Origin of the sequence: Acinetobacter indicus (assembly GCF_009914475.1) — a bacterium.
Classification (GTDB): domain Bacteria; phylum Pseudomonadota; class Gammaproteobacteria; order Pseudomonadales; family Moraxellaceae; genus Acinetobacter; species Acinetobacter indicus.
Genome location: NZ_CP045198.1, coordinates 1,850,691 through 1,870,014 on the forward strand (window position 1 = coordinate 1,850,691; position 19,324 = coordinate 1,870,014).

A 19,324-nucleotide genomic window follows, 5' to 3' on the forward strand; every position below is an offset into this window, starting at 1 on the left:
TTAAGGAGGTGATCCAGCCGCAGGTTCCCCTACGGCTACCTTGTTACGACTTCACCCCAGTCATCGGCCACACCGTGGTAAGCGTCCTCCCTAAGGTTAGACTACCTACTTCTGGTGCAACAAACTCCCATGGTGTGACGGGCGGTGTGTACAAGGCCCGGGAACGTATTCACCGCGGCATTCTGATCCGCGATTACTAGCGATTCCGACTTCATGGAGTCGAGTTGCAGACTCCAATCCGGACTACGATCGGCTTTTTGAGATTAGCATCACATCGCTGTGTAGCAACCCTTTGTACCGACCATTGTAGCACGTGTGTAGCCCTGGCCGTAAGGGCCATGATGACTTGACGTCGTCCCCGCCTTCCTCCAGTTTGTCACTGGCAGTATCCTTAAAGTTCCCATCCGAAATGCTGGCAAGTAAGGAAAAGGGTTGCGCTCGTTGCGGGACTTAACCCAACATCTCACGACACGAGCTGACGACAGCCATGCAGCACCTGTATCAGAGTTCCCGAAGGCACCAATCCATCTCTGGAAAGTTCTCTGTATGTCAAGGCCAGGTAAGGTTCTTCGCGTTGCATCGAATTAAACCACATGCTCCACCGCTTGTGCGGGCCCCCGTCAATTCATTTGAGTTTTAGTCTTGCGACCGTACTCCCCAGGCGGTCTACTTATCGCGTTAGCTGCGCCACTAAAGCCTCAAAGGCCCCAACGGCTAGTAGACATCGTTTACGGCATGGACTACCAGGGTATCTAATCCTGTTTGCTCCCCATGCTTTCGCACCTCAGTGTCAGTATTAGGCCAGATGGCTGCCTTCGCCATCGGTATTCCTCCAGATCTCTACGCATTTCACCGCTACACCTGGAATTCTACCATCCTCTCCCATACTCTAGCTAACCAGTATCGAATGCAATTCCCAAGTTAAGCTCGGGGATTTCACATTTGACTTAATTAGCCACCTACGCGCGCTTTACGCCCAGTAAATCCGATTAACGCTCGCACCCTCTGTATTACCGCGGCTGCTGGCACAGAGTTAGCCGGTGCTTATTCTGCGAGTAACGTCCACGCATCTAGGGTATTAGCCTAGAGCGCCTCCTCCTCGCTTAAAGTGCTTTACAACCAAAAGGCCTTCTTCACACACGCGGCATGGCTGGATCAGGGTTCCCCCCATTGTCCAATATTCCCCACTGCTGCCTCCCGTAGGAGTCTGGGCCGTGTCTCAGTCCCAGTGTGGCGGATCATCCTCTCAGACCCGCTACAGATCGTCGCCTTGGTAGGCCTTTACCCCACCAACTAGCTAATCCGACTTAGGCTCATCTATTAGCGCAAGGTCCGAAGATCCCCTGCTTTCTCCCGTAGGACGTATGCGGTATTAGCATCCCTTTCGGAATGTTGTCCCCCACTAATAGGCAGATTCCTAAGCATTACTCACCCGTCCGCCGCTAGGTCAGTTACCGAAGCAACCTTCCCCGCTCGACTTGCATGTGTTAAGCCTGCCGCCAGCGTTCAATCTGAGCCATGATCAAACTCTTCAGTTAAAATCATTTCGAGTTTTATAAGTAAAACTCTTAAACTTGGCTCATCAATTTTCTGACAAATATTTCTCAAATAAACTTCGAGTAATTTCTACCATTCAATCAATGAAAATAATTTCGATCAATCAACCAGTAAAAATCCACACAAGTTGTTCTTCATAATCTCTTAATGATCTTCTCGATGCTTCGTCAGCATCAAGCTAGGTCGGCTATATTACTCTCTATTTTTAGAAAGTCAACATGCAATGTTGATTTTATTTCTAAACTTACCACCTAAACCAGAACTCAACCATTTTAGCTAAATCCTTGTTTATCAACAAGTTTTTATCAACATCACCGCCGATGGATGTGCATTATAGAGCAAATAAAACCTGACGCAACCCCTATTTTTAATTATTTTGGGAAATATATTTTAACTGTATTTTTTATGATCAATTTCAGGTTTTTTAGTTTATTTTTCATCCTTTTCTTTCATTTTTATTTTAGTTAGACTGCGGCCATAATTTTATTTTTAATTTTTTATAAAAATGCCTTCTCTCCCCTTACACAAAACACTGTGTTTTTTGCTGTGTTTATGTTTGCACCCTGCCCATGCCAATAGCCCAACCGCTGGTGCACCCCAAATGGTGTATGCCATTTTAAGTTATGCCAAATGGGAGCAAAACACGCCGAATATTTGTATTGTGAATAATCCTGTACTGGCACAACAATTTAAAAGCCAGCGTAGCGCACAGCATGTTTATAAAATCAGCCCACTACAATTAGACGATTTAAAACAGACCAGTTGTCAGGCCATTGTCTTTTCTAACCTAAGCCCGCGTGAAGAACAGAATATTCTGAACAATGCAGTGCGTTATCCCGCCTTAAGCATTAGCACTACCAATTCAGCCTGTGAACTGGGCAGTGTCTTTTGCCTTTACCAGAAGAAAAATCAGCAGTATTCATTTAGGGTGAATATGCAAAGTCTGACGCAATCGCAGGTACATATTGACCCCCGGGTATTATTACTGGGTAAAAACGGGGGCCTAAAGCATGAATAAGCCCAAAGCAGTATCGCTACGACGTATTTTCCGTCCCTACCAGCTGGTGATTTTTATTCTGACCTTTGGTTTATGCCTAGGTATTTTTTGTGTGGTGTCTAATTACACCCTGGAAGTTATGCCAAACAGAGTTTGAGTATTTTATCCGGTTCTCTGGCAGAGCGGATTCAGCCCGCTGTGGTCTTTCATGACACCTATACAATTCAGAAGATTCTGACTGAATATGCCGAGCAATATCCGATTCATTCGATTCAAGTCATCGCAACCAATGGTGAGGTCCTGTCGACCATTCATCATCATCAAAATGCGTTACCGTTTATTCAGTATTTACTGGACTGGCTGTATTTTCGTGAGCCGGTGACAGTCGAGATTCAGCATCAGCAGCAAAATTTTGGACAACTGGTGGTCTATGGCAATGCCTCCACCCATGTCAGTTTTTTCTACACCATTCTACTGGCGCTGACCATTAGCTTTATTTTACTGCTGGCCTTACTGTTCTGGTCGGCAAATGCGGTTTACCGACATTTGATGAAAGCGGTCAATCCACTGGTACAGACCACCCAGACCATCAGCACCAATAAAAATTATCAGCTACGCCTGCCCTCGTCTGAAATTTCTGAGTTTCAGGAAATTAATCGCGTGGTAAATGAACTGCTGGACAAAATTGAAGCCTCAACCCGGGCCCTGCAACATGAAAATCATCAATTGTCGCATCAGGCCCGTCATGATGGACTGACCCAACTTCCTAATCGTGAATATTTCCATCAAATGCTGGCACAGAGTTTTGCCCAAGGTACGCAAGACAGCATTGCCCTGCTGTTTATTGATAACGATAACTTTAAAGAAATTAATGATCGCCACGGCCATGCCGCCGGTGATGCCGTGCTGCTGGAAATGGCCAAACGCTTGCGCCAAGCGTTAAACCAGCATGATTTTATGTCCCGCCTCGGTGGTGATGAGTTCGCAATTATTGTAAAAAATATTGAAGATCATCATGATTTAATTAGAATAAGTGAAAATTTACTCCACTGCTGTCGCCAGCCTTTAATTTTTAATCATCATCCTATTTATTTCAGTTTTAGTATTGGCATCGCACTCGCGCAGTCAGCATCATCTCCTGAAATGCTGATCAATAATGCAGATATGGCCATGTATAAGGCCAAGCAGCTCGCACAACACTGGTACATTTTTGCAGAGCACGGGCGCATGGCCAAAGGTTAGTTTATTCATGTTAAAACATATTTTTAAAACTGCTTGTCTGCTGCTTGCACTGACTACCCTCAGTGCCTGCATGAGTCTGGGGGCAGCTCAATTACAAACAGGCCCGCATGCTCAAGCAGGAAGGTTTTAGCCTGACCAGCGAGGGCTGGAGCTTAGGCCTACCAGAAAAACTGCTGTTCGGTTTTGATCAGGCCGAGATCCAGGCGCATAACCAGCAAGCCTTACAGCAACTCTCGAGCAAGTTGCTGAAATATAAACTAGATAAAGTCAAAATTATTGGACATAGCGACAATGTCGGCGACCTGACCTATAACCTGAAGCTGTCCGGAGAACGCGCTGAAAATGTCGCACAGATTTTTATGCAACAAGGCTTTCGACCAAACCATTTACAGGTAATTCCTCGCGGTGCAGAACAACCACTGGTGCCCAATACCTCTCCTGAAAACCGGGCGATGAACCAGCGTGTAAATGTGGTGATTGTGCCTTAAGTATTTTGCCACTTTGTAGAACTAGCCTCTTGCAGAGGCTTTTTTTATGGGGAGATTTGATCCGCAGACTCAAATTTCAGGCATAAAAAAACCGCTTAACGCGGTATCTTTTATCTTTCAACTTTAGGGAAATTGGTCGGAGCAGTAGGATTCGAACCTACGACCCCCTGGTCCCAAACCAGGTGCACTACCAGGCTGTGCTATGCTCCGATGTTCAACTTTAAAAGTTGGGGTGAATGACGGGATTCGAACCCGCGACAACTGGAATCACAATCCAGGGCTCTACCAACTGAGCTACATCCACCATCAATTAGTTCTACAATACCAAGCCACCAAAATGGCGCGCCTGACAGGATTCGAACCTGTGACCATCCGCTTAGAAGGCGGATGCTCTATCCAACTGAGCTACAAGCGCTTAACCGATGATACCAAAAACACATCGTTGCCTTGAGAAATTGGTCGGAGCAGTAGGATTCGAACCTACGACCCCCTGGTCCCAAACCAGGTGCACTACCAGGCTGTGCTATGCTCCGTTTCATCTCAGCTTTTCGTGTATCGCACATCGTGCGGTACGGTGTGCATTCTAGGCGCGACGCCCGTGGACGTCAACACCTATCTTTAAAAAAATATGAAAAATCTCTTCAACCGCTTATTTATCAAGCATTTTAGACATTTTTCAATCAATTTTTAGCGTTTTAGCTGCGCACTGAAGTTTAACATGCGATCGAGCGGTAATTTGGCGCGTTCTGCCAGCGTAGGATCAACAAAAATTTCCTGATCACCCTGCTGTAAAACCTGCAAAATCCCATCTAGTTCGTTCATAGCCATCCACGGGCAATGCGCGCATGAACGACAGGTCGCGCCTTCACCGGCGGTCGGCGCTTCTACCAGAATCTTGTTCGGTACCGCCTGCTGCATTTTGTAGAAAATCCCGCGGTCGGTCGCCACAATTAAACGCTCATGTGGCAAAGTCTGGGCAGCCTTGATCAATTGCGAGGTACTGCCGACTGCATCAGCAACATCCACCACCGATTCTGGTGATTCTGGATGCACCAGCACCGCTGCATCCGGATAAAGCGCTTTCATTTGTGCAATCCCGCGGGCACGGAATTCTTCATGCACGATACAGGCACCATCCCAGAGTAGCATATCTGCGCCCGTTTTTTTCTGGATATAACGCCCCAAATGCTGATCCGGTGCCCAGATAATTTTTTCACCCAGGCTATCGAGATGCTCGACAATTTCAACCGCACAGCTTGAGGTTACCACCCAGTCGGCACGGGCTTTCACAGCAGCCGAGGTGTTGGCATACACCACTACGGTATGATCAGGATGGGCATCGCAGAATTGGGTAAATTCATCTACCGGGCAGCCCAGGTCGAGTGAACAGGTGGCTTCCAGCGTCGGCATCAGCACTGTTTTCTCAGGTGACAGGATTTTGGCGGTTTCGCCCATAAATTTCACCCCGGCCACCACCAAGGTTGACGCTGCATGATCACGACCAAAACGTGCCATTTCCAGTGAATCCGATACACAACCACCCGTCAGCTCTGCCAGCTCTTGCACTTCAGGATCGCAATAATAGTGTGCCACCAGTACTGCATCACGTTTTTTAAGTTCGGCCTGAATTAAGGCAAATTTGGCCTGCTTGGCTTCTTCAGTTAAATGATTTTCTTTCGGTTCACCCAAACGGTCTAAATGCGCCTGCACAATCGACTTTGCTTCATTGGCAATTAAATTGGTCGCATCATTCATAACAGCGTCTTCTCTATCGAAATGCTTGTTTGCACAAGCAGTTACATCAGCAATTGGTCAGTGTCAGTGCTTGACCAATCATTAAAAATACAGCGTTGTAAAAAAGCCTCACAACGGAGGCTTTTTCAGAAATACATCAGGGACTTAAGAACGGTAGTCTGCATTAATCTTGACATAATCATAAGATAAATCGCAGGTATAGACGGTATCTTGAGCCTGGCCACGACCTAAATCTACACGAATGGTCATTTCCTGCTGCGCCATGACACGTGCGCCGGCTTCTTCGGTATAGTCCGCTGCGGCGCCGCCATCTTTACAGATTTGTACATCATCTAACCAAACCTGAATTTTTTCAACGTCTAAATTTGGCACGCCCGCATAACCAATGGCCGCCAGAATACGGCCCCAGTTTGGATCTGAGGCAAAAATAGCGGTTTTTACTAGCGGTGAATGAGCAATACTGTAAGCAATATCGCAACATTCCTGGGTATTTTGTCCACCTTCGACTGCAACGGTAATAAATTTGGTCGCGCCTTCACCATCACGCACAATCAGCTGCGCCAGACGTGTCATCACCCGGGTTAAAACCTCTAATACTACGGCATAACGCGGATCTTCGGTCGAGCTGATTTCTGTACCACCGGCTTGGCCAGTTGCAATGAAGATACAGGAGTCATTGGTTGAGGTATCGCCATCGACAGTGATGCGGTTAAACGAGACATTAACCGTACTACTCAACAGTTGCTGTACCAGTTCACGGCTGATTGGAGCATCAGTGGCCACATAACCAAGCATGGTCGCCATATTCGGGCGAATCATGCCGGCACCTTTAGAAATACCGGTCATGGTATAAGTGATGCCATCCAGTTCAAACTGCTCAGATGCACCTTTCGGTGTGGTATCTGTGGTCATAATACCGCGGGCAGCGTCGTCCCAGGCATCAGCACGCAAGCTGTCTAGGGCCGGTTGTAAACCCGCAGTTAAACGCTCAATTGGTAACTGCTCGCCAATCACACCGGTAGAAAATGGCAATACTTCGGCGGTCTGTACACCTGCCAGTTCAGCCAGCTTGGCACAGGTTGCTGCTGCATTTTGCATACCGGTTTTACCGGTTCCGGCATTGGCATTGCCGGTGTTAATCACTAAATAACGTGGATTACCCGCCTGCAGATGCGCTTTACAGATATGCACAGGCGCTGCACAAAAGGCGTTTTGGGTAAACACACCGGCGACATTGGCACCTTCGGCCAGTTCAAAAATAACAAGGTCACGTCGGTTCTTATAACGAACATAGGCTTCTGCTGTCCCAATTCTCACCCCTTTGACCACATGCATCTGTGGCATAGAAACGTCACCTACTGCCATTTTTAAAACGTCCAACCAGTTAATAATTCAGTGTGCACAGCTTAGAACAAAATCAGGAAAAAATCGAGCAGAACCCGTCATCCACAAAATTGTGACCGGACTCAACTGCCGTGCAATAAAAAACCAGCCCTCAGGCTGGTTAGTGTTGTGTGCTTGACCCTTAGTTTTTGGCCAGTTGCGCAGCTTCGTTTAATAAAGCCTGTTTGGCTTTTTGCTGGCTTTCTGCAGACAATGCCGGGTTAGAAGCAACAATGCGATCGGCATTGGCGGCATTGGCCGGTGCAATGGCTGCAGTCTGGAGCACAATCGGACGTTTATTCGGGTTGGCAAAGGTATAACGGATACCGGTACGTGGGCTTGCAACCGTCACCTGGTCATTATTGACCACTGCTTGGGTGGTGCTTACACCGACTGCGGCCTGTACTTTTGCCGGCGTGGTGGTTTGGGTATTGGCAAAAGCCAAAGCAGGTGCTGCTAAAGCAACAATCAGTAAAGGTTGTAATACTTTTTTCATTGTGTTTTCCACTTTTCGGTGTGCAATGTGCAACTAAATACCATTTAATTTCCTGCACTGCAATCTGTATTCACATCTTGCAAAACTATTCAAACACTTAGCGGAATAAAAAAAAGCAGAATCGAAATTCTGCTTTTTGCGAGATGTTTTGAATGGCTTAGATTTTGCCGTGGCACTGCTTGTATTTCAGACCTGAACCACATGGACATGGTGAATTACGGCTTGCCGGTGGCGTAAACACCGTTTCGGTTGGGGTTGTCTGCTGCGCATCGGCTTCGAAAGTTTCACCGGTCAGACTGTCCACATCGGCATGAGACAGATTCAGCTGCATCGCCTCGGCTTGTGCCTGTTTCTGTGCTTCAAGTTCAGCCAGTTCTTCAGCTGTTGGTACGTGTACGCGAGACAAGTCAGTCACCACATCAGACTTGATCACAGCGAGCATGTTCACAAACAGGTTAAAGGCTTCTTTCTTGTATTCCTGCTCCGGATTCTTTTGCGCATAACCACGTAAATGAATGCCTTGACGCAAGTAATCCATTGCCGCCAGATGGTCTTTCCAGTGACGATCCAGCGAGTTGAGCATAAAGTGACGCTCCAGCATGGCTGCAGATTCATCACCCATTTGCTGACGGCGGCTGTTATAACGAGCCACCAGCTCATCAGAAATACGTTCGACCAGACCTTCTTCATCCAGACGGCGATCTTCTTCTAACCATTGGTTAATTGGCAGATCTAAAGCCAGATCTTCACGTAACGCCTGCTCCAGACCGTCAATATCCCACTGATCATGAATCGACTCTGGTGGTACATAGTTGGCAATCACGCCCTGAATCACTTCACGGTGCATTTCTTCGATGTAATCTTGCAATGAGTTTGCGGCAAGAATTTCATCACGCTGTGAGTAAATAATCTTACGCTGTTCATTGTTGACGTCATCGTATTTCAACAGGTTCTTACGGATATCGAAGTTACGTGCTTCAACTTTGCGCTGGGCATTTTCAATCGAACGCGACACCATTTTGTGTTCAATGGCTTCATCTTCTTTCAGGCCCATGGCACGCATCATGGCCACCACACGATCACCGGCGAAAATACGCATCAGGTCATCTTCAAGTGACAGATAGAAACGCGACACACCCGGGTCACCCTGACGACCGGCACGACCACGCAGCTGGTTATCAATACGGCGTGATTCATGGCGTTCAGAACCAATAATATGCAAACCGCCTGAGGCCAGTACCGCTTCGTGGTTCTGGTCCCATTCTTCTTTCAGACGTTGTTCATCTTCAGGTGTCGGGTTTTCAATTTTGGCCAGCAGAGCTTTCCAGTTACCACCGAGCAGAATATCGGTACCACGACCCGCCATGTTGGTGGCAATGGTCACCGCACGTGGTGCACCGGCTTGGGCAATAATATCGGCTTCACGTTCGTGCTGTTTGGCGTTCAGAACTTCATGATGAATACCGGCCTCTTTCAGTTTGTCCGAGAGGATTTCTGAGGCTTCAATGGTGGCAGTACCAATCAGGATCGGCGCGACACCAGATTCCTGCACGCGCAGGATTTCCTGAATAATCGCATTGTATTTGCCTTCACGATTTAAATAGATTAAATCGTTATGGTCCTGACGGATCATTGGACGGTGGGTTGGAATAATTACCACATCCAGACCATAAATTTCTTTCATTTCTGCCGCTTCAGTATCGGCAGTACCGGTCATACCGGACAGTTTTTTGTACAGACGGAAGTAGTTCTGGAAGGTGGTGGTGGCCAGAGTCTGGTTTTCAGGCTGGATTTCCAGACCTTCTTTGGCTTCAACTGCCTGATGCAGACCTTCAGACCAGCGACGACCCGGCATGGTACGGCCGGTGTTTTCATCGACAATAATCACTTCACCATCATGGATGATGTAATGCACATTGCGCTGATACAGGAAATGGGCACGAATGGCCGCAGACACGTGATGTACCAGATTCAGGTTGGAAGCAGAATACAGGCTTTCCCCTTCTGCCAGCAGCCCCATCTGAATCAGCTCATTTTCTACGGTTTCATAACCGACTTCGGTCATTTCAACCGAACGCTGTTTTTCATCAATCCAGAAGTGACCGCCATCTGGCACTTTCTCTTCTTTTTGCGGATGCAGTTTAGGCGGAATGGTATTAATCGCTGCATACAGCTGTGATGAGTCTTCGCTCTGACCCGAGATAATCAGCGGGGTACGTGCTTCATCAATCAGGATCGAGTCGACTTCATCGATAATGGCATAGGTCAGGCCACGCTGCTTTTTCTCTGCCAGCGAGAACACCATGTTGTCACGCAAATAGTCGAAACCAAATTCGTTGTTGGTCCCGTAAGTAATATCGGCACGATAGGCTTGCGCTTTTTCGGTCGGGTCCTGCATCGAATAAATAATGCCGATGCTTAAACCCAGAAATTCAAAGAGTGGACGGTTGAGCTCGGCATCACGCTGTGCCAGGTAGTCGTTCACGGTAATCACGTGTACGCTTTCACCACTTAAGGCATTCAGGTAACAGGCCAAAGTCCCCATTAAGGTTTTACCTTCACCGGTACGCATTTCTGCAATTTTACCTTCGTGCAGGGTAATACCACCAATCAGCTGTACATCATAATGGCGCATGCCCATGACCCGTTTCCCGGCTTCACGGCAGACTGCAAACGCTTCTGGCAATAACTTATCTAGACTTTCGCCCTTGTTATATCGTTGTTTGAATTCTTCGGTTTTTGCAGATAAGTCTGCATCGCTTAAGGCTGATATCGTCGGCTCGAGCGCATTAATCTTGTCTACGATTTTACGCATGCGTTTGAGTTCGCGCTCATTTTTGGTACCGAAGATTCCTCCGATCAGACTTGCCAACATGAATAGACTCTCTAAATCTTGCTTGTCAAAAGAATAATTTGTTCTCAGTCGTTATTATGGTGCTAGAAATTTGAAGTACAAGGGTTTTGCACACAACCCATCAAAAAATTCTGATGATTTCTATCCGTACAGCGAAGCTAAGGCAAAATAATGTAGCAAATTTTAATCGGATGATATAGTCAAAGCATGACAATATGACTGCATGTTTTTCAGCATTTCATGCAACTACTTATTCCATATATTCATAAAGAATTACAAAAAAAGTATTTTCAATGCTAAAAGAATTGCGCCATAGTCAATTCCATCCCCCAATACAACAACGATATGAGGCAGTTAAAATGAGTTTACGATTAGGCGATACCGCACCCGACTTTACTCAGGAATCAAGCGAAGGCACCCTGAACTTTTATGAATTTCTGGGCGACAGCTGGGGCATCCTGTTTTCACATCCTGCCGACTACACCCCGGTCTGCACCACCGAACTGGGCTATACCGCAAAACTCAAACAGGAATTTGAAAAACGTGGCGTCAAGGCCATTGCCCTGTCGGTCGATGATGTCGAGTCACACAAAGGCTGGATTAATGACATTAACGAAACCCAGAACACCAGCGTGAATTTTCCGATTATTGCCGATCAGGACCGTAAAGTATCGACGCTATATGATTTTATCCATCCCAATGCCAGCGAAACCCTGACGGTACGCTCCCTGGTGATTATCGATCCGAATAAAAAAGTGCGTCTGATTATTACCTATCCGGCCTCTACCGGGCGTAACTTCCATGAAATTTTACGCGTGGTCGATTCCCTGCAACTGACCGACAACTATAAAGTGGCCACCCCGGCCAACTGGCAAGAGGGTGAAGATGTGGTGATTGTGCCTTCACTGCAAGATGAAGCCGAATTAAAACAGCGTTTCCCGAAAGGCTATACCGCAGTGAAACCATACCTGCGTTTAACCCCGCAGCCGAATCGTGACTAAATAATCAAGGTCCGTTCATCTTCCTGTATGCCTGTCTTCGGACGGGCATTTTTCATGGTACAAGGTCAGCACCTCAGCCGTGCTACACTGGGATGGTCCAGCACAACCGATTAGAACACTATGCCCAAAAATCTGCTTGCCCTGGTCCTGACCTGCATTTGTTGCACGGGCTGTATGACTACACCGGCCTTGCCTGAACAGCAGCGCCCGAGTGCCTGGGCTCAACCGCTGGATGCACAGCATAATTTTTATCAGGTCAGCCCGATGCTGTTTCGCAGCGAACAGCCCGATCAGCAGCTGGCAGCATTGTTACAACAGCATGAGATTGATGTAGTGATTAATCTACGCCCCAAAGCGACAGATGCTGAACCGCTACAGCAGCATGGACTGCAATCGGTGCATCTACCGATTCATACCTGGGCCATTGATCGGGAAGATTTATTGCAGGTAATGCAGCAGATTCAAAGCGCCCAAGCCCAACAGCAGAAAGTGCTGATTCATTGTTATCATGGTGCAGACCGGACCGGGGCCAGTGTGGCCATGTACCGGATTATGTTTGAACACTGGCCGGTGGAACAGGCGCTGGCAGAAATGAAATATGGCGGCTTTGGCTTCCATCCGATCTGGGTCAATATTGATGCCTTATTTCGTCCTGAAAATATAAAATGGATTCGACAGCAACTGTCAAATCCATCAGATTAAAACTAAGGGCAAAATACCGAAGGATACTTACAACTAGTTCCGCTTATCTAACGGCACCCAGTCAATCACCCAGGCCGATTTCATGTTCAGGCTGGCATCTGCTGCAATTTTCTTGCGTGCTGCATCGGCACTTTCACGGTCTTTAGATGGCCCCACCATAATCCGGATCCCTTTAGAGGTCGGACTCTTGGTGACTTTATAGCCTTTGGCTTTTAAGCGCGCGGCCAGTGCATCGGCATTGGCTTCATTGGCGGCCAGTGCCACCTGCACCATCCACTGTTTACCATCATCTTCGCCTTCCAGCAGTTTACGTGCTTTCTCGGCTTCAGCTTTCTTTTTGGCTTCTTCTTCGGCTTTACGTTTGGCTTCTGCCTGACGTTTTTCCTCAGCTTTGCGCTTCTCTTCTGCAGCTTTCTGTTCAGCAGCCTTACGTTCCTGCTCGGCCTTGCGTTTGGCTTCTGCCTGACGCTTTTCTTCAGCTAAGCGTTTTTCTTCCGCAGCTTTTTGTTCTGCTGCTTTTTTCTCGGCAGCAGTACGTTCCTGGGCCGCTTTCTGCTCGGCAGCTTTTTTGGCTTCAGCTGTTTTTTGCTGTTCCAGCTTTTTCTGGGCAGCCAGTTTTTCTTCAGCCAGACGTTTTTGTTTGGCCTGCTCATCTTCAACCAGCTCTGGCGGAATATTGTCGGAACTTTGCTGCTGGCCATTACGTAGTGCATTTAAGGCCGCATATTCTTCTGCAGCCTTACGGGCGGCTTCAGCTTCTGCCTGCTGCTGCATGGCCAGGAATTCAGCTGCACGCGCTTCCTGTTCAGCCACGGCTTTTTCACGGGCACGGCGCTGCTCTTCCAGCAGACGTTTTTCAGTTTCTACATCTACCGTTAAAGGTTGTAGCTGAATCATTTCGGCTTCAGGCACAGTATTTTGCTGTAACTGTTCGACCCGTTCTGGCGTTTTGACATTATTTTGATGTATTTCTTCTTGGCCTTTCAGGAGTAATGCTGCCAATAACACACCACCACCCAATAAAACAACGCCGCCCATCCAGCGCTGTTTGTTATTCATTGACATTCTTCCAAATACTCCCATACCGCTTCTAAGGTATGAAATGATCCACATACCAAAATCAGCTGATTATTGTTCGTTTCATCCAGCGCTGATTTAAAAGCTAATTGAACACTATCAAAGTGCTGTACTGTTTCGCCCTCGAGAGCCGCATCCAGTTGTGTGATGTCTGCCGCACGAGGAACATTTAATTGTGCAATTTTCCACATTAAAACATGTTCTTTCAATAAGGCAACGACAGAATTCACATCTTTATCGGCCAGCATGGAAAACACACTGATCACTTCGGTGTACTGTTTATTGTAATTTAAATAATTTCGCAATTGCTTTAACAAAAACTCTACACCGTGCGGATTGTGCCCGGCGTCAAAGATTACGGTCTTGCCGGCAATCTGGCGAATTTCAAAACGGCCCGGGAGCTGGGCCTGTTGGATGCCTTCGGCAATCGCCTGCTGCTGGATGTTCAGACCGCTGAGTAACACGGCGGCAACTGCGGTCGACATATTTTCCAGCGCCAGCGTGCCAAGCGGTAATTTTAAGGTGCTGCCACTGCTGGCAAATAACCAGGACTGGCCATCTGCAGCGGTGCGATAAAAATAATCACGATTGGCGACATACAGCGGGGCCTGACACTGTGCTGCCTTATCCTGAATGGCTTGCGGTAATTCCTGCACGCCGCCAAAGATCACCGGAATATTCGGGCGGATGATGCCGGCTTTTTCAAAGGCAATTTTTTCAATGGTATCGCCCAGCCAGTCGGTATGATCCAGCCCGATATTGGTAATCACGGCCATATCGGGATGTACCACATTAACCACATCCAGACGGCCACCTAGGCCAACTTCCAGCACCCAGACATCACAGGCCTGCTGTTTAAAAATGACAAAAGCCGCCAGCGTGGTGGCTTCAAAAAACGATAAACTTAAATTACAGTCACGACGCGCCTGATCGACCTGTACAAAGGCCTCAATCAGTTGCTGGTCATCGACCTCGACGCCGCCCAGTTTGACCCGTTCATTAAAACGGTAAATATGCGGCGACTGATACAGCCCCACCTGATAACCCTGAGCATTTAAAATCGCGGCCAAGGTGGTGGTGGTGGAACCTTTGCCATTGGTGCCCGCGACGGTAAACACTTTTGCGTCCGGGTGAGTGACGCCCAGCTTTTCAGCCACAGGAATCACCCGTTCCAGACCTAAATCAATCCCTGTAACGTGAACATGGCTCCAATAATTGAGCCATGTTTCTAAAGAGTCGGTTGCAAGTGGTGCTGTATTCAAGACAAATTCATCAGTTTCGTGACAATGCGATATACAGTATCACGTAATGCATGACGATGAACAATCTGATCGACCACACCATGATCAAGCAGGTATTCCGCGCGCTGGAACGGTTCATCCAGTTTTTCACGTACGGTTTGCTCAATTACACGCTTACCGGCAAAGCCAATCATGGCTTTTGGTTCTGCCAGATGAACATCACCCAACATTGCCAACGATGCCGTTACGCCACCATATACCGGATGGGTTAAGACCACGATATATGGTAAGCCCGCTTCTTTTAAACGCTGGATGGCTGCTGAAGTACGCGCCATCTGCATTAAAGACAGCATGCCTTCCTGCATACGCGCACCGCCTGAGGCGGCAAAGCAGATTAACGGCTGACGTTGCTGAATGGCACGTTCCGCTGCAAGCACAAAACGGTCACCGACCACCGTGCCCATAGAGCCGCCCATAAAGTCAAATTCAAAGGCACAGGTGGTTACCGGCACGCCTTTTAATAAACCTTGCATGACCAGTAAAGCTTCAGTTTCACCGGTTTTCTTTTGTGCTTCGGCCATACGGTCCGGATACGGCTTGCTGTCCACAAATTTCAGTGGATCTTTGGCAGAAAATTCCTGACCCAGTTCGGCATCGACCTGATCGAGGAACCAGGTTAAACGGTCACGCGCTTTCATGCGTAAATGCTCGTCACATTGCGGGCAGACATAGGCATTGAAAGACATGGCTGTACGAGTCACCAGTGCATGACATTCCGGACATTCGATGGTTGGTTCGGTGAATGTCGCCTTTAAGGCTTGCTGCTCATCCGGTACATGAATTCCCGGTACGCCGCGTTCTGTCCACGGCGTAGTTGGGCTTAAGATTTTCCCTGGCTTGACTTCTTGACTCATACTAACTCATCGAGCGCGGCTCGAAGCTCCTTGACTTTATTAACCGTTTCAACCACGGCTTGTTCTGGTTCGAGGTTGGCAAACTGTTTTACGAAAGCACTACCGACAATGACTGCATCTGCCACGGCACCCATGACTTTGGCAGACGCCGCATCACTAATACCGAAACCGACACCAACCGGTACATCGGTGACTGCCTTGATTTTCTCAATCCGCTGCGCCGCTTCAGAGACATCTAAAGTGGCTGCACCGGTCACGCCTTTGAGCGACACGTAGTAAATAAAGCCGCTGGCCTGTTTCACTACATGCTGGATACGCTCATCGGTAGAGGTTGGTGCCAGCAGGAAAATCTGGTCCATATCGTACTGCTGTAAGATCTGGTCTAAATCGGCAGCTTCTTCTGGCGGCAGATCCACCAGCAAGACACCATCTACCCCACATTCATGCGCATAGGCGACAAACTTCTGGTAGCCAATGACCTCAACCGGGTTTAAATAACCCATGAGCACCACTGGTGTTTCCGTGTCTTTTTGGCGGAATTCCTTGACCATATTCAGTGCATCGAGGGTATTGGTTCCCCCTGCCAATGCACGTTCTGCAGCCAAGGCAATGACTGGACCATCGGCCATCGGGTCAGAGAATGGCAGTCCAAGCTCAATCACATCTACACCCGCCTCAACCATTTGATGTAACAGCGGTACCGTTACCTGTGGCTGTGGGTCACCTGCCATGACATAAGATACGAGGGCCTTACGTTGTTGAGATTTCAACTGTGCAAATCGGGTGGCTAAACGTGACATAGGGCTGTGCTTTCCTTGAATAATTCAAAACTGATAAGTTGCTATTGTCGAAATACAGGACATCGCATTGTAACGCTATTTTTTGCTCATTGAACAGAGCACAGCTGGTCGATGCCCGATTTCATCAGCAAAGCGCGAATTCCAGAACAACCCGAAAGCTACATTTACCGATATTTCGGTTTTTTTCTCAATGATCAAAGATGCCTAATTTCGCTATTCCCAGCAATCTCAAGCAGTTAGAAAAACCCAATGACTGAGCAAAAAAGATGATAAAAATAGGACAGTTAGCATTTACATTTAAAGTTTTCAGAAATAGCAAAAGCTGCTTTATACTAGCGCCGTTTTCAGACTTTTTCTTATTTCTATGATTTCCGACTCCCAGGCAAAAGTGCACGCTCGCGGGCTTGCGCTGTTGCCACTTATTGTATTTTTAGCCATTTTTTTAGGCAGTGGCATTTACCATTCCCTGATTGGGACCGAGTTTGCCTTCTATCAGGTCAAGGCGCCGGTGGCGGCCATTCCGGCGATTATCCTGGCATTATTGCTCTATCGTGGTCAGCTGAACGGGGCCATTGAAGAATTTTTGCAGGGCGCCAGCCATCCCAATCTGATCCTGATGTTTATGGTGTTTATGCTGGCCGGTGCCTTTGCCAGCACCAGTGGCGCCATTGGCAGTGTCAATGCCACGGTACAGCTGGGCCTGTCGATCATCCCGCCTGAATTTGTACTGCCGATGCTGTTTCTGATTTCAGCCTTTGTTGCCACCGCCATGGGCACCTCAATGGGCACCATTGCAGCCTGTGCACCCATTGCCTTTGGTTTTTCCGAAGCCACGCAAATTGCCACGGTCTATACCATTGGTGCGGTGGTTGGCGGTGCCATGTTTGGCGATAACCTGTCGATGATTTCTGACACCACCATTGCCGCCACCAGCAGCCAGAAAGTACAGCTGCGTGACAAGTTCAAGGTCAATGTCTGGATTGCCGTACCGGCCGCACTGATCACTGTGCTGATTTATATGCTGATTAACCAGAATACCCAGGCCATTGCCTATCAGGAGTATAACGCCTGGCTCATCTTGCCTTATGTGGCGGTGTTTGTGCTGGCCTTTTCCCGCCTGCATGTACTGGCAGTGTTAACCATCGGGATTTTACTCTCGGCACTGATGGGACTGTTGATGCTGCCTGAGTTTGATCTGCTCAAGCTGAATGGTGCTATTTATGACGGTTTTGTCGGCATGTTTGAAGTGGCGTTGCTGTCGATGTTCCTGGGTGGCTTATCGGCCATTATGCAAAAAGAAGGCGGCCTGGAATGGCTGATTCAACGCATCTACAAGCTAACTCGCCTGTTTAAGGTTGGCGCGCAACGTGCTGGTGAGTTGGGGATTAGCTTTCTGGTGGTGTTTTCCAACCTGTTTGTGGCCAACAATACCGTGGCGATTATCCTGTCTGGAGATATGGCGCGGGAAGTGGCGCAGGAATATGGCGTCGATCCGAAACGCGCTGCCGCCCTGCTGGATATTTTCTCCTGCGTGGTACAGGGCCTGATTCCTTATGGCGCCCAGTTATTGCTGGCCTGCTCGATTGCCAAAATGTCACCGGTAGAGCTGATTGGCAGTGTCTATTATTGCTGGGTGCTGGCGATTTTTGCGATTGCCGCTATTGCCTTGCGTTTCCCTAAACTGCGCACGGCTTAAGACTGTACTTTTTAATTTTCCAAGCGGCTATTCAGCCGCTTTTTATTGGTGGTCTGTTGCTGACGCAGTACCCGGCGCCGCTCGGTTAAGGTCTGGCCGCAATGCGCTTTATAGGCACGCGCCAAAGCCGACTGATCGGAATAACCGAGCTGGCTGGCAATCTCGGTCAGACTCAGCTTTTGCGGTAATAGCAACTCACAGCGTTTGATCCTTTCCATGTCCAGCAGCTGTTTAAATGAGGTCCCCAGTTCACTCAGTTGACGCTGCAAAGTGCGACTGGACATACACAGCTCGACAGCCAGCTCATCCAGCTTGGGTGCTTGTTGCTGCAGCCTTAAATAATCGGCAATCAAATGACGCAGCTTCTGGTCTAGCCCTTCCAACAAAGGTTTGGCCGCCATCGCTTCTTCAGCCTGTTTTTTTAAAATCCCGATTAAAGTTGGATCAGGCTGCTGTGGTTGCAGCTGCAGGCTGTCGATGCTCAGCACCAGCTGATAATCCGGCTGATCAAACAACACTTCGCAGCCATAAAACTTTTGATATTGATACAGCGCCGTTTGCGGAGCATGGGCAAAATGAACCCGGCGCAAGGGAAAGTGTTCGGCCGCAAACATCTGCCGGGCCAGCTGCAGCATACAGGCAAAGGTGATTTCGTGAATCAGCGTGCTCTGATCCTGCGGATTCGGCCAGGAGACAATCAGCAGATCATCCTGCTGCTGGATCTGCATGGGAACCGCTTCGTTAGCATCAATCACCAGCCGGCTAAACTGGGCAATATACTGCAAGGCCTCGGCCACGCTATTACTGCGCGAGGCCATATAGCCGAGCACACCAAAATGTTCCGGACGGATAAAACGCGCCAGTTCAAACACCAGATAGGCTGTGTTCAGCTGCTGCCGGGTCTGTTCCAGCAGCGTAATAAAAGCCTGACAGGAAGATTGGCCATCAATCGGCAAACTCAGTACATGCTGCACATATTGCTGCAAGCTGTCTGACAGCTCGAGCTGTTGCGGCTGCACACCTTGTGCCTGCAGGTAGGACTGCCACAAGTGTACATAGCCGTTTGGAATCTGAATATCACTCGGGTAAGTTGTCATCCTGACATTTCTTATTTTCACTAT

At 48.2% G+C, this 19,324-nt stretch carries 15 protein-coding genes, 4 tRNA genes, 1 rRNA gene and 1 pseudogene; 7 read left to right on the forward strand and 14 right to left on the reverse strand.

What is annotated here, in order from left to right; translation table 11 throughout:
• Nucleotide 1: 1 nt before the first annotated feature.
• A 16S ribosomal RNA gene (locus tag GA693_RS09205) occupies nucleotides 2-1,538 on the reverse strand.
• A 575-nt stretch (nucleotides 1,539-2,113) separates the two neighbouring features.
• Here GA693_RS09205 and GA693_RS09210 point away from each other — a divergent pair.
• The 4 genes and pseudogenes from GA693_RS09210 to GA693_RS09225 all read left to right on the forward strand — a co-directional run bounded on the left by GA693_RS09210 (nucleotide 2,114) and on the right by GA693_RS09225 (nucleotide 4,284).
• Nucleotides 2,114-2,575: a YfiR family protein gene (locus GA693_RS09210; protein ID WP_228718917.1), complete on the forward strand. Its 462-nt coding sequence runs from the start codon at nucleotides 2,114-2,116 to the stop codon at nucleotides 2,573-2,575.
• Nucleotides 2,568-2,711, forward strand: coding sequence for a hypothetical protein (locus GA693_RS14895; protein WP_160241016.1), 144 nt, complete (start codon nucleotides 2,568-2,570; stop codon nucleotides 2,709-2,711). Before GA693_RS09210 ends, GA693_RS14895 begins: the two co-directional genes overlap by 8 nt.
• Nucleotides 2,708-3,796, forward strand: a complete 1,089-nt coding sequence (locus tag GA693_RS09220; protein ID WP_160241015.1) for a sensor domain-containing diguanylate cyclase — start codon at nucleotides 2,708-2,710, stop codon at nucleotides 3,794-3,796. The genes GA693_RS14895 and GA693_RS09220 overlap by 4 nt, the downstream gene beginning before the upstream one ends.
• A gap of 7 nt (nucleotides 3,797-3,803) precedes the next feature.
• Nucleotides 3,804-4,284, forward strand: a pseudogene (locus tag GA693_RS09225) (OmpA family protein).
• A gap of 133 nt (nucleotides 4,285-4,417) precedes the next feature.
• On the opposite strand, the gene GA693_RS09230 reads toward GA693_RS09225, so the two are convergent.
• The 8 genes from GA693_RS09230 to secA form a co-directional block, all read right to left on the reverse strand.
• A tRNA-Pro gene (locus tag GA693_RS09230) sits at nucleotides 4,418-4,494 on the reverse strand.
• 18 nt (nucleotides 4,495-4,512) lie between these two features.
• Nucleotides 4,513-4,588 (reverse strand) — tRNA-His (locus tag GA693_RS09235).
• 34 nt (nucleotides 4,589-4,622) lie between these two features.
• A tRNA-Arg gene (locus GA693_RS09240) sits at nucleotides 4,623-4,699 on the reverse strand.
• Between the two features lie 41 nt (nucleotides 4,700-4,740).
• Nucleotides 4,741-4,817 (reverse strand) — tRNA-Pro (locus GA693_RS09245).
• 154 nt (nucleotides 4,818-4,971) lie between these two features.
• Nucleotides 4,972-6,039, reverse strand: coding sequence for a quinolinate synthase NadA (gene nadA, locus GA693_RS09250; RefSeq protein WP_160241014.1), 1,068 nt, complete (start codon nucleotides 6,037-6,039; stop codon nucleotides 4,972-4,974).
• Between the two features lie 144 nt (nucleotides 6,040-6,183).
• Nucleotides 6,184-7,404, reverse strand: coding sequence for a bifunctional glutamate N-acetyltransferase/amino-acid acetyltransferase ArgJ (argJ, locus tag GA693_RS09255; protein WP_016658664.1), 1,221 nt, complete (start codon nucleotides 7,402-7,404; stop codon nucleotides 6,184-6,186).
• 160 nt (nucleotides 7,405-7,564) lie between these two features.
• Nucleotides 7,565-7,918 (reverse strand): hypothetical protein, encoded by a 354-nt coding sequence (locus tag GA693_RS09260; RefSeq protein ID WP_152342516.1) that lies wholly within the window; start codon nucleotides 7,916-7,918, stop codon nucleotides 7,565-7,567.
• Between the two features lie 157 nt (nucleotides 7,919-8,075).
• Nucleotides 8,076-10,793 carry a preprotein translocase subunit SecA gene (gene secA, locus GA693_RS09265; protein ID WP_160241013.1) on the reverse strand — a complete coding sequence of 906 codons (2,718 nt, stop codon included), beginning with the start codon at nucleotides 10,791-10,793 and terminating at the stop codon, nucleotides 8,076-8,078.
• A 338-nt stretch (nucleotides 10,794-11,131) separates the two neighbouring features.
• Here secA and GA693_RS09270 point away from each other — a divergent pair, with 338 nt between their 5' ends.
• Complete coding sequence (locus GA693_RS09270) at nucleotides 11,132-11,773, forward strand: peroxiredoxin (RefSeq protein ID WP_005179960.1); 642 nt, start codon at nucleotides 11,132-11,134, stop codon at nucleotides 11,771-11,773.
• A 120-nt stretch (nucleotides 11,774-11,893) separates the two neighbouring features.
• Nucleotides 11,894-12,475, forward strand: coding sequence for a dual specificity protein phosphatase family protein (locus GA693_RS09275; RefSeq protein ID WP_160241012.1), 582 nt, complete (start codon nucleotides 11,894-11,896; stop codon nucleotides 12,473-12,475).
• 33 nt (nucleotides 12,476-12,508) lie between these two features.
• On the opposite strand, the gene GA693_RS09280 is transcribed toward GA693_RS09275, so the two are convergent.
• The 4 genes from GA693_RS09280 to trpA are packed head-to-tail and all read right to left on the reverse strand — an operon-like array spanning nucleotide 12,509 to nucleotide 16,507.
• Nucleotides 12,509-13,534, reverse strand: a complete 1,026-nt coding sequence (locus GA693_RS09280) for an SPOR domain-containing protein (protein ID WP_160241011.1) — start codon at nucleotides 13,532-13,534, stop codon at nucleotides 12,509-12,511.
• Nucleotides 13,531-14,814: a bifunctional tetrahydrofolate synthase/dihydrofolate synthase gene (folC, locus tag GA693_RS09285; RefSeq protein WP_160241010.1), complete on the reverse strand. Its 1,284-nt coding sequence runs from the start codon at nucleotides 14,812-14,814 to the stop codon at nucleotides 13,531-13,533. The genes GA693_RS09280 and folC overlap by 4 nt, the downstream gene beginning before the upstream one ends.
• A complete protein-coding gene (gene accD, locus GA693_RS09290) occupies nucleotides 14,811-15,707 on the reverse strand; it encodes an acetyl-CoA carboxylase, carboxyltransferase subunit beta (protein WP_005179967.1) in 897 nt (298 codons plus the stop codon). Before accD ends, folC begins: the two co-directional genes overlap by 4 nt.
• The gene (trpA, locus tag GA693_RS09295) at nucleotides 15,704-16,507 is read right to left on the reverse strand and encodes a tryptophan synthase subunit alpha (protein ID WP_005179970.1); all 804 of its coding nucleotides are present in this window, start codon (nucleotides 16,505-16,507) and stop codon (nucleotides 15,704-15,706) included. The genes accD and trpA overlap by 4 nt, the downstream gene beginning before the upstream one ends.
• Nucleotides 16,508-16,871: 364 nt before the next feature.
• On the opposite strand from trpA, the gene GA693_RS09300 reads away from it, so the two are divergent.
• Nucleotides 16,872-18,203 (forward strand): Na+/H+ antiporter NhaC family protein, encoded by a 1,332-nt coding sequence (locus GA693_RS09300; RefSeq protein ID WP_160241009.1) that lies wholly within the window; start codon nucleotides 16,872-16,874, stop codon nucleotides 18,201-18,203.
• 11 nt (nucleotides 18,204-18,214) lie between these two features.
• Here GA693_RS09300 and GA693_RS09305 read toward each other — a convergent pair whose 3' ends face one another.
• Nucleotides 18,215-19,300 (reverse strand): helix-turn-helix domain-containing protein, encoded by a 1,086-nt coding sequence (locus tag GA693_RS09305; RefSeq protein WP_160241008.1) that lies wholly within the window; start codon nucleotides 19,298-19,300, stop codon nucleotides 18,215-18,217.
• Nucleotides 19,301-19,324: the final 24 nt, after the last annotated feature.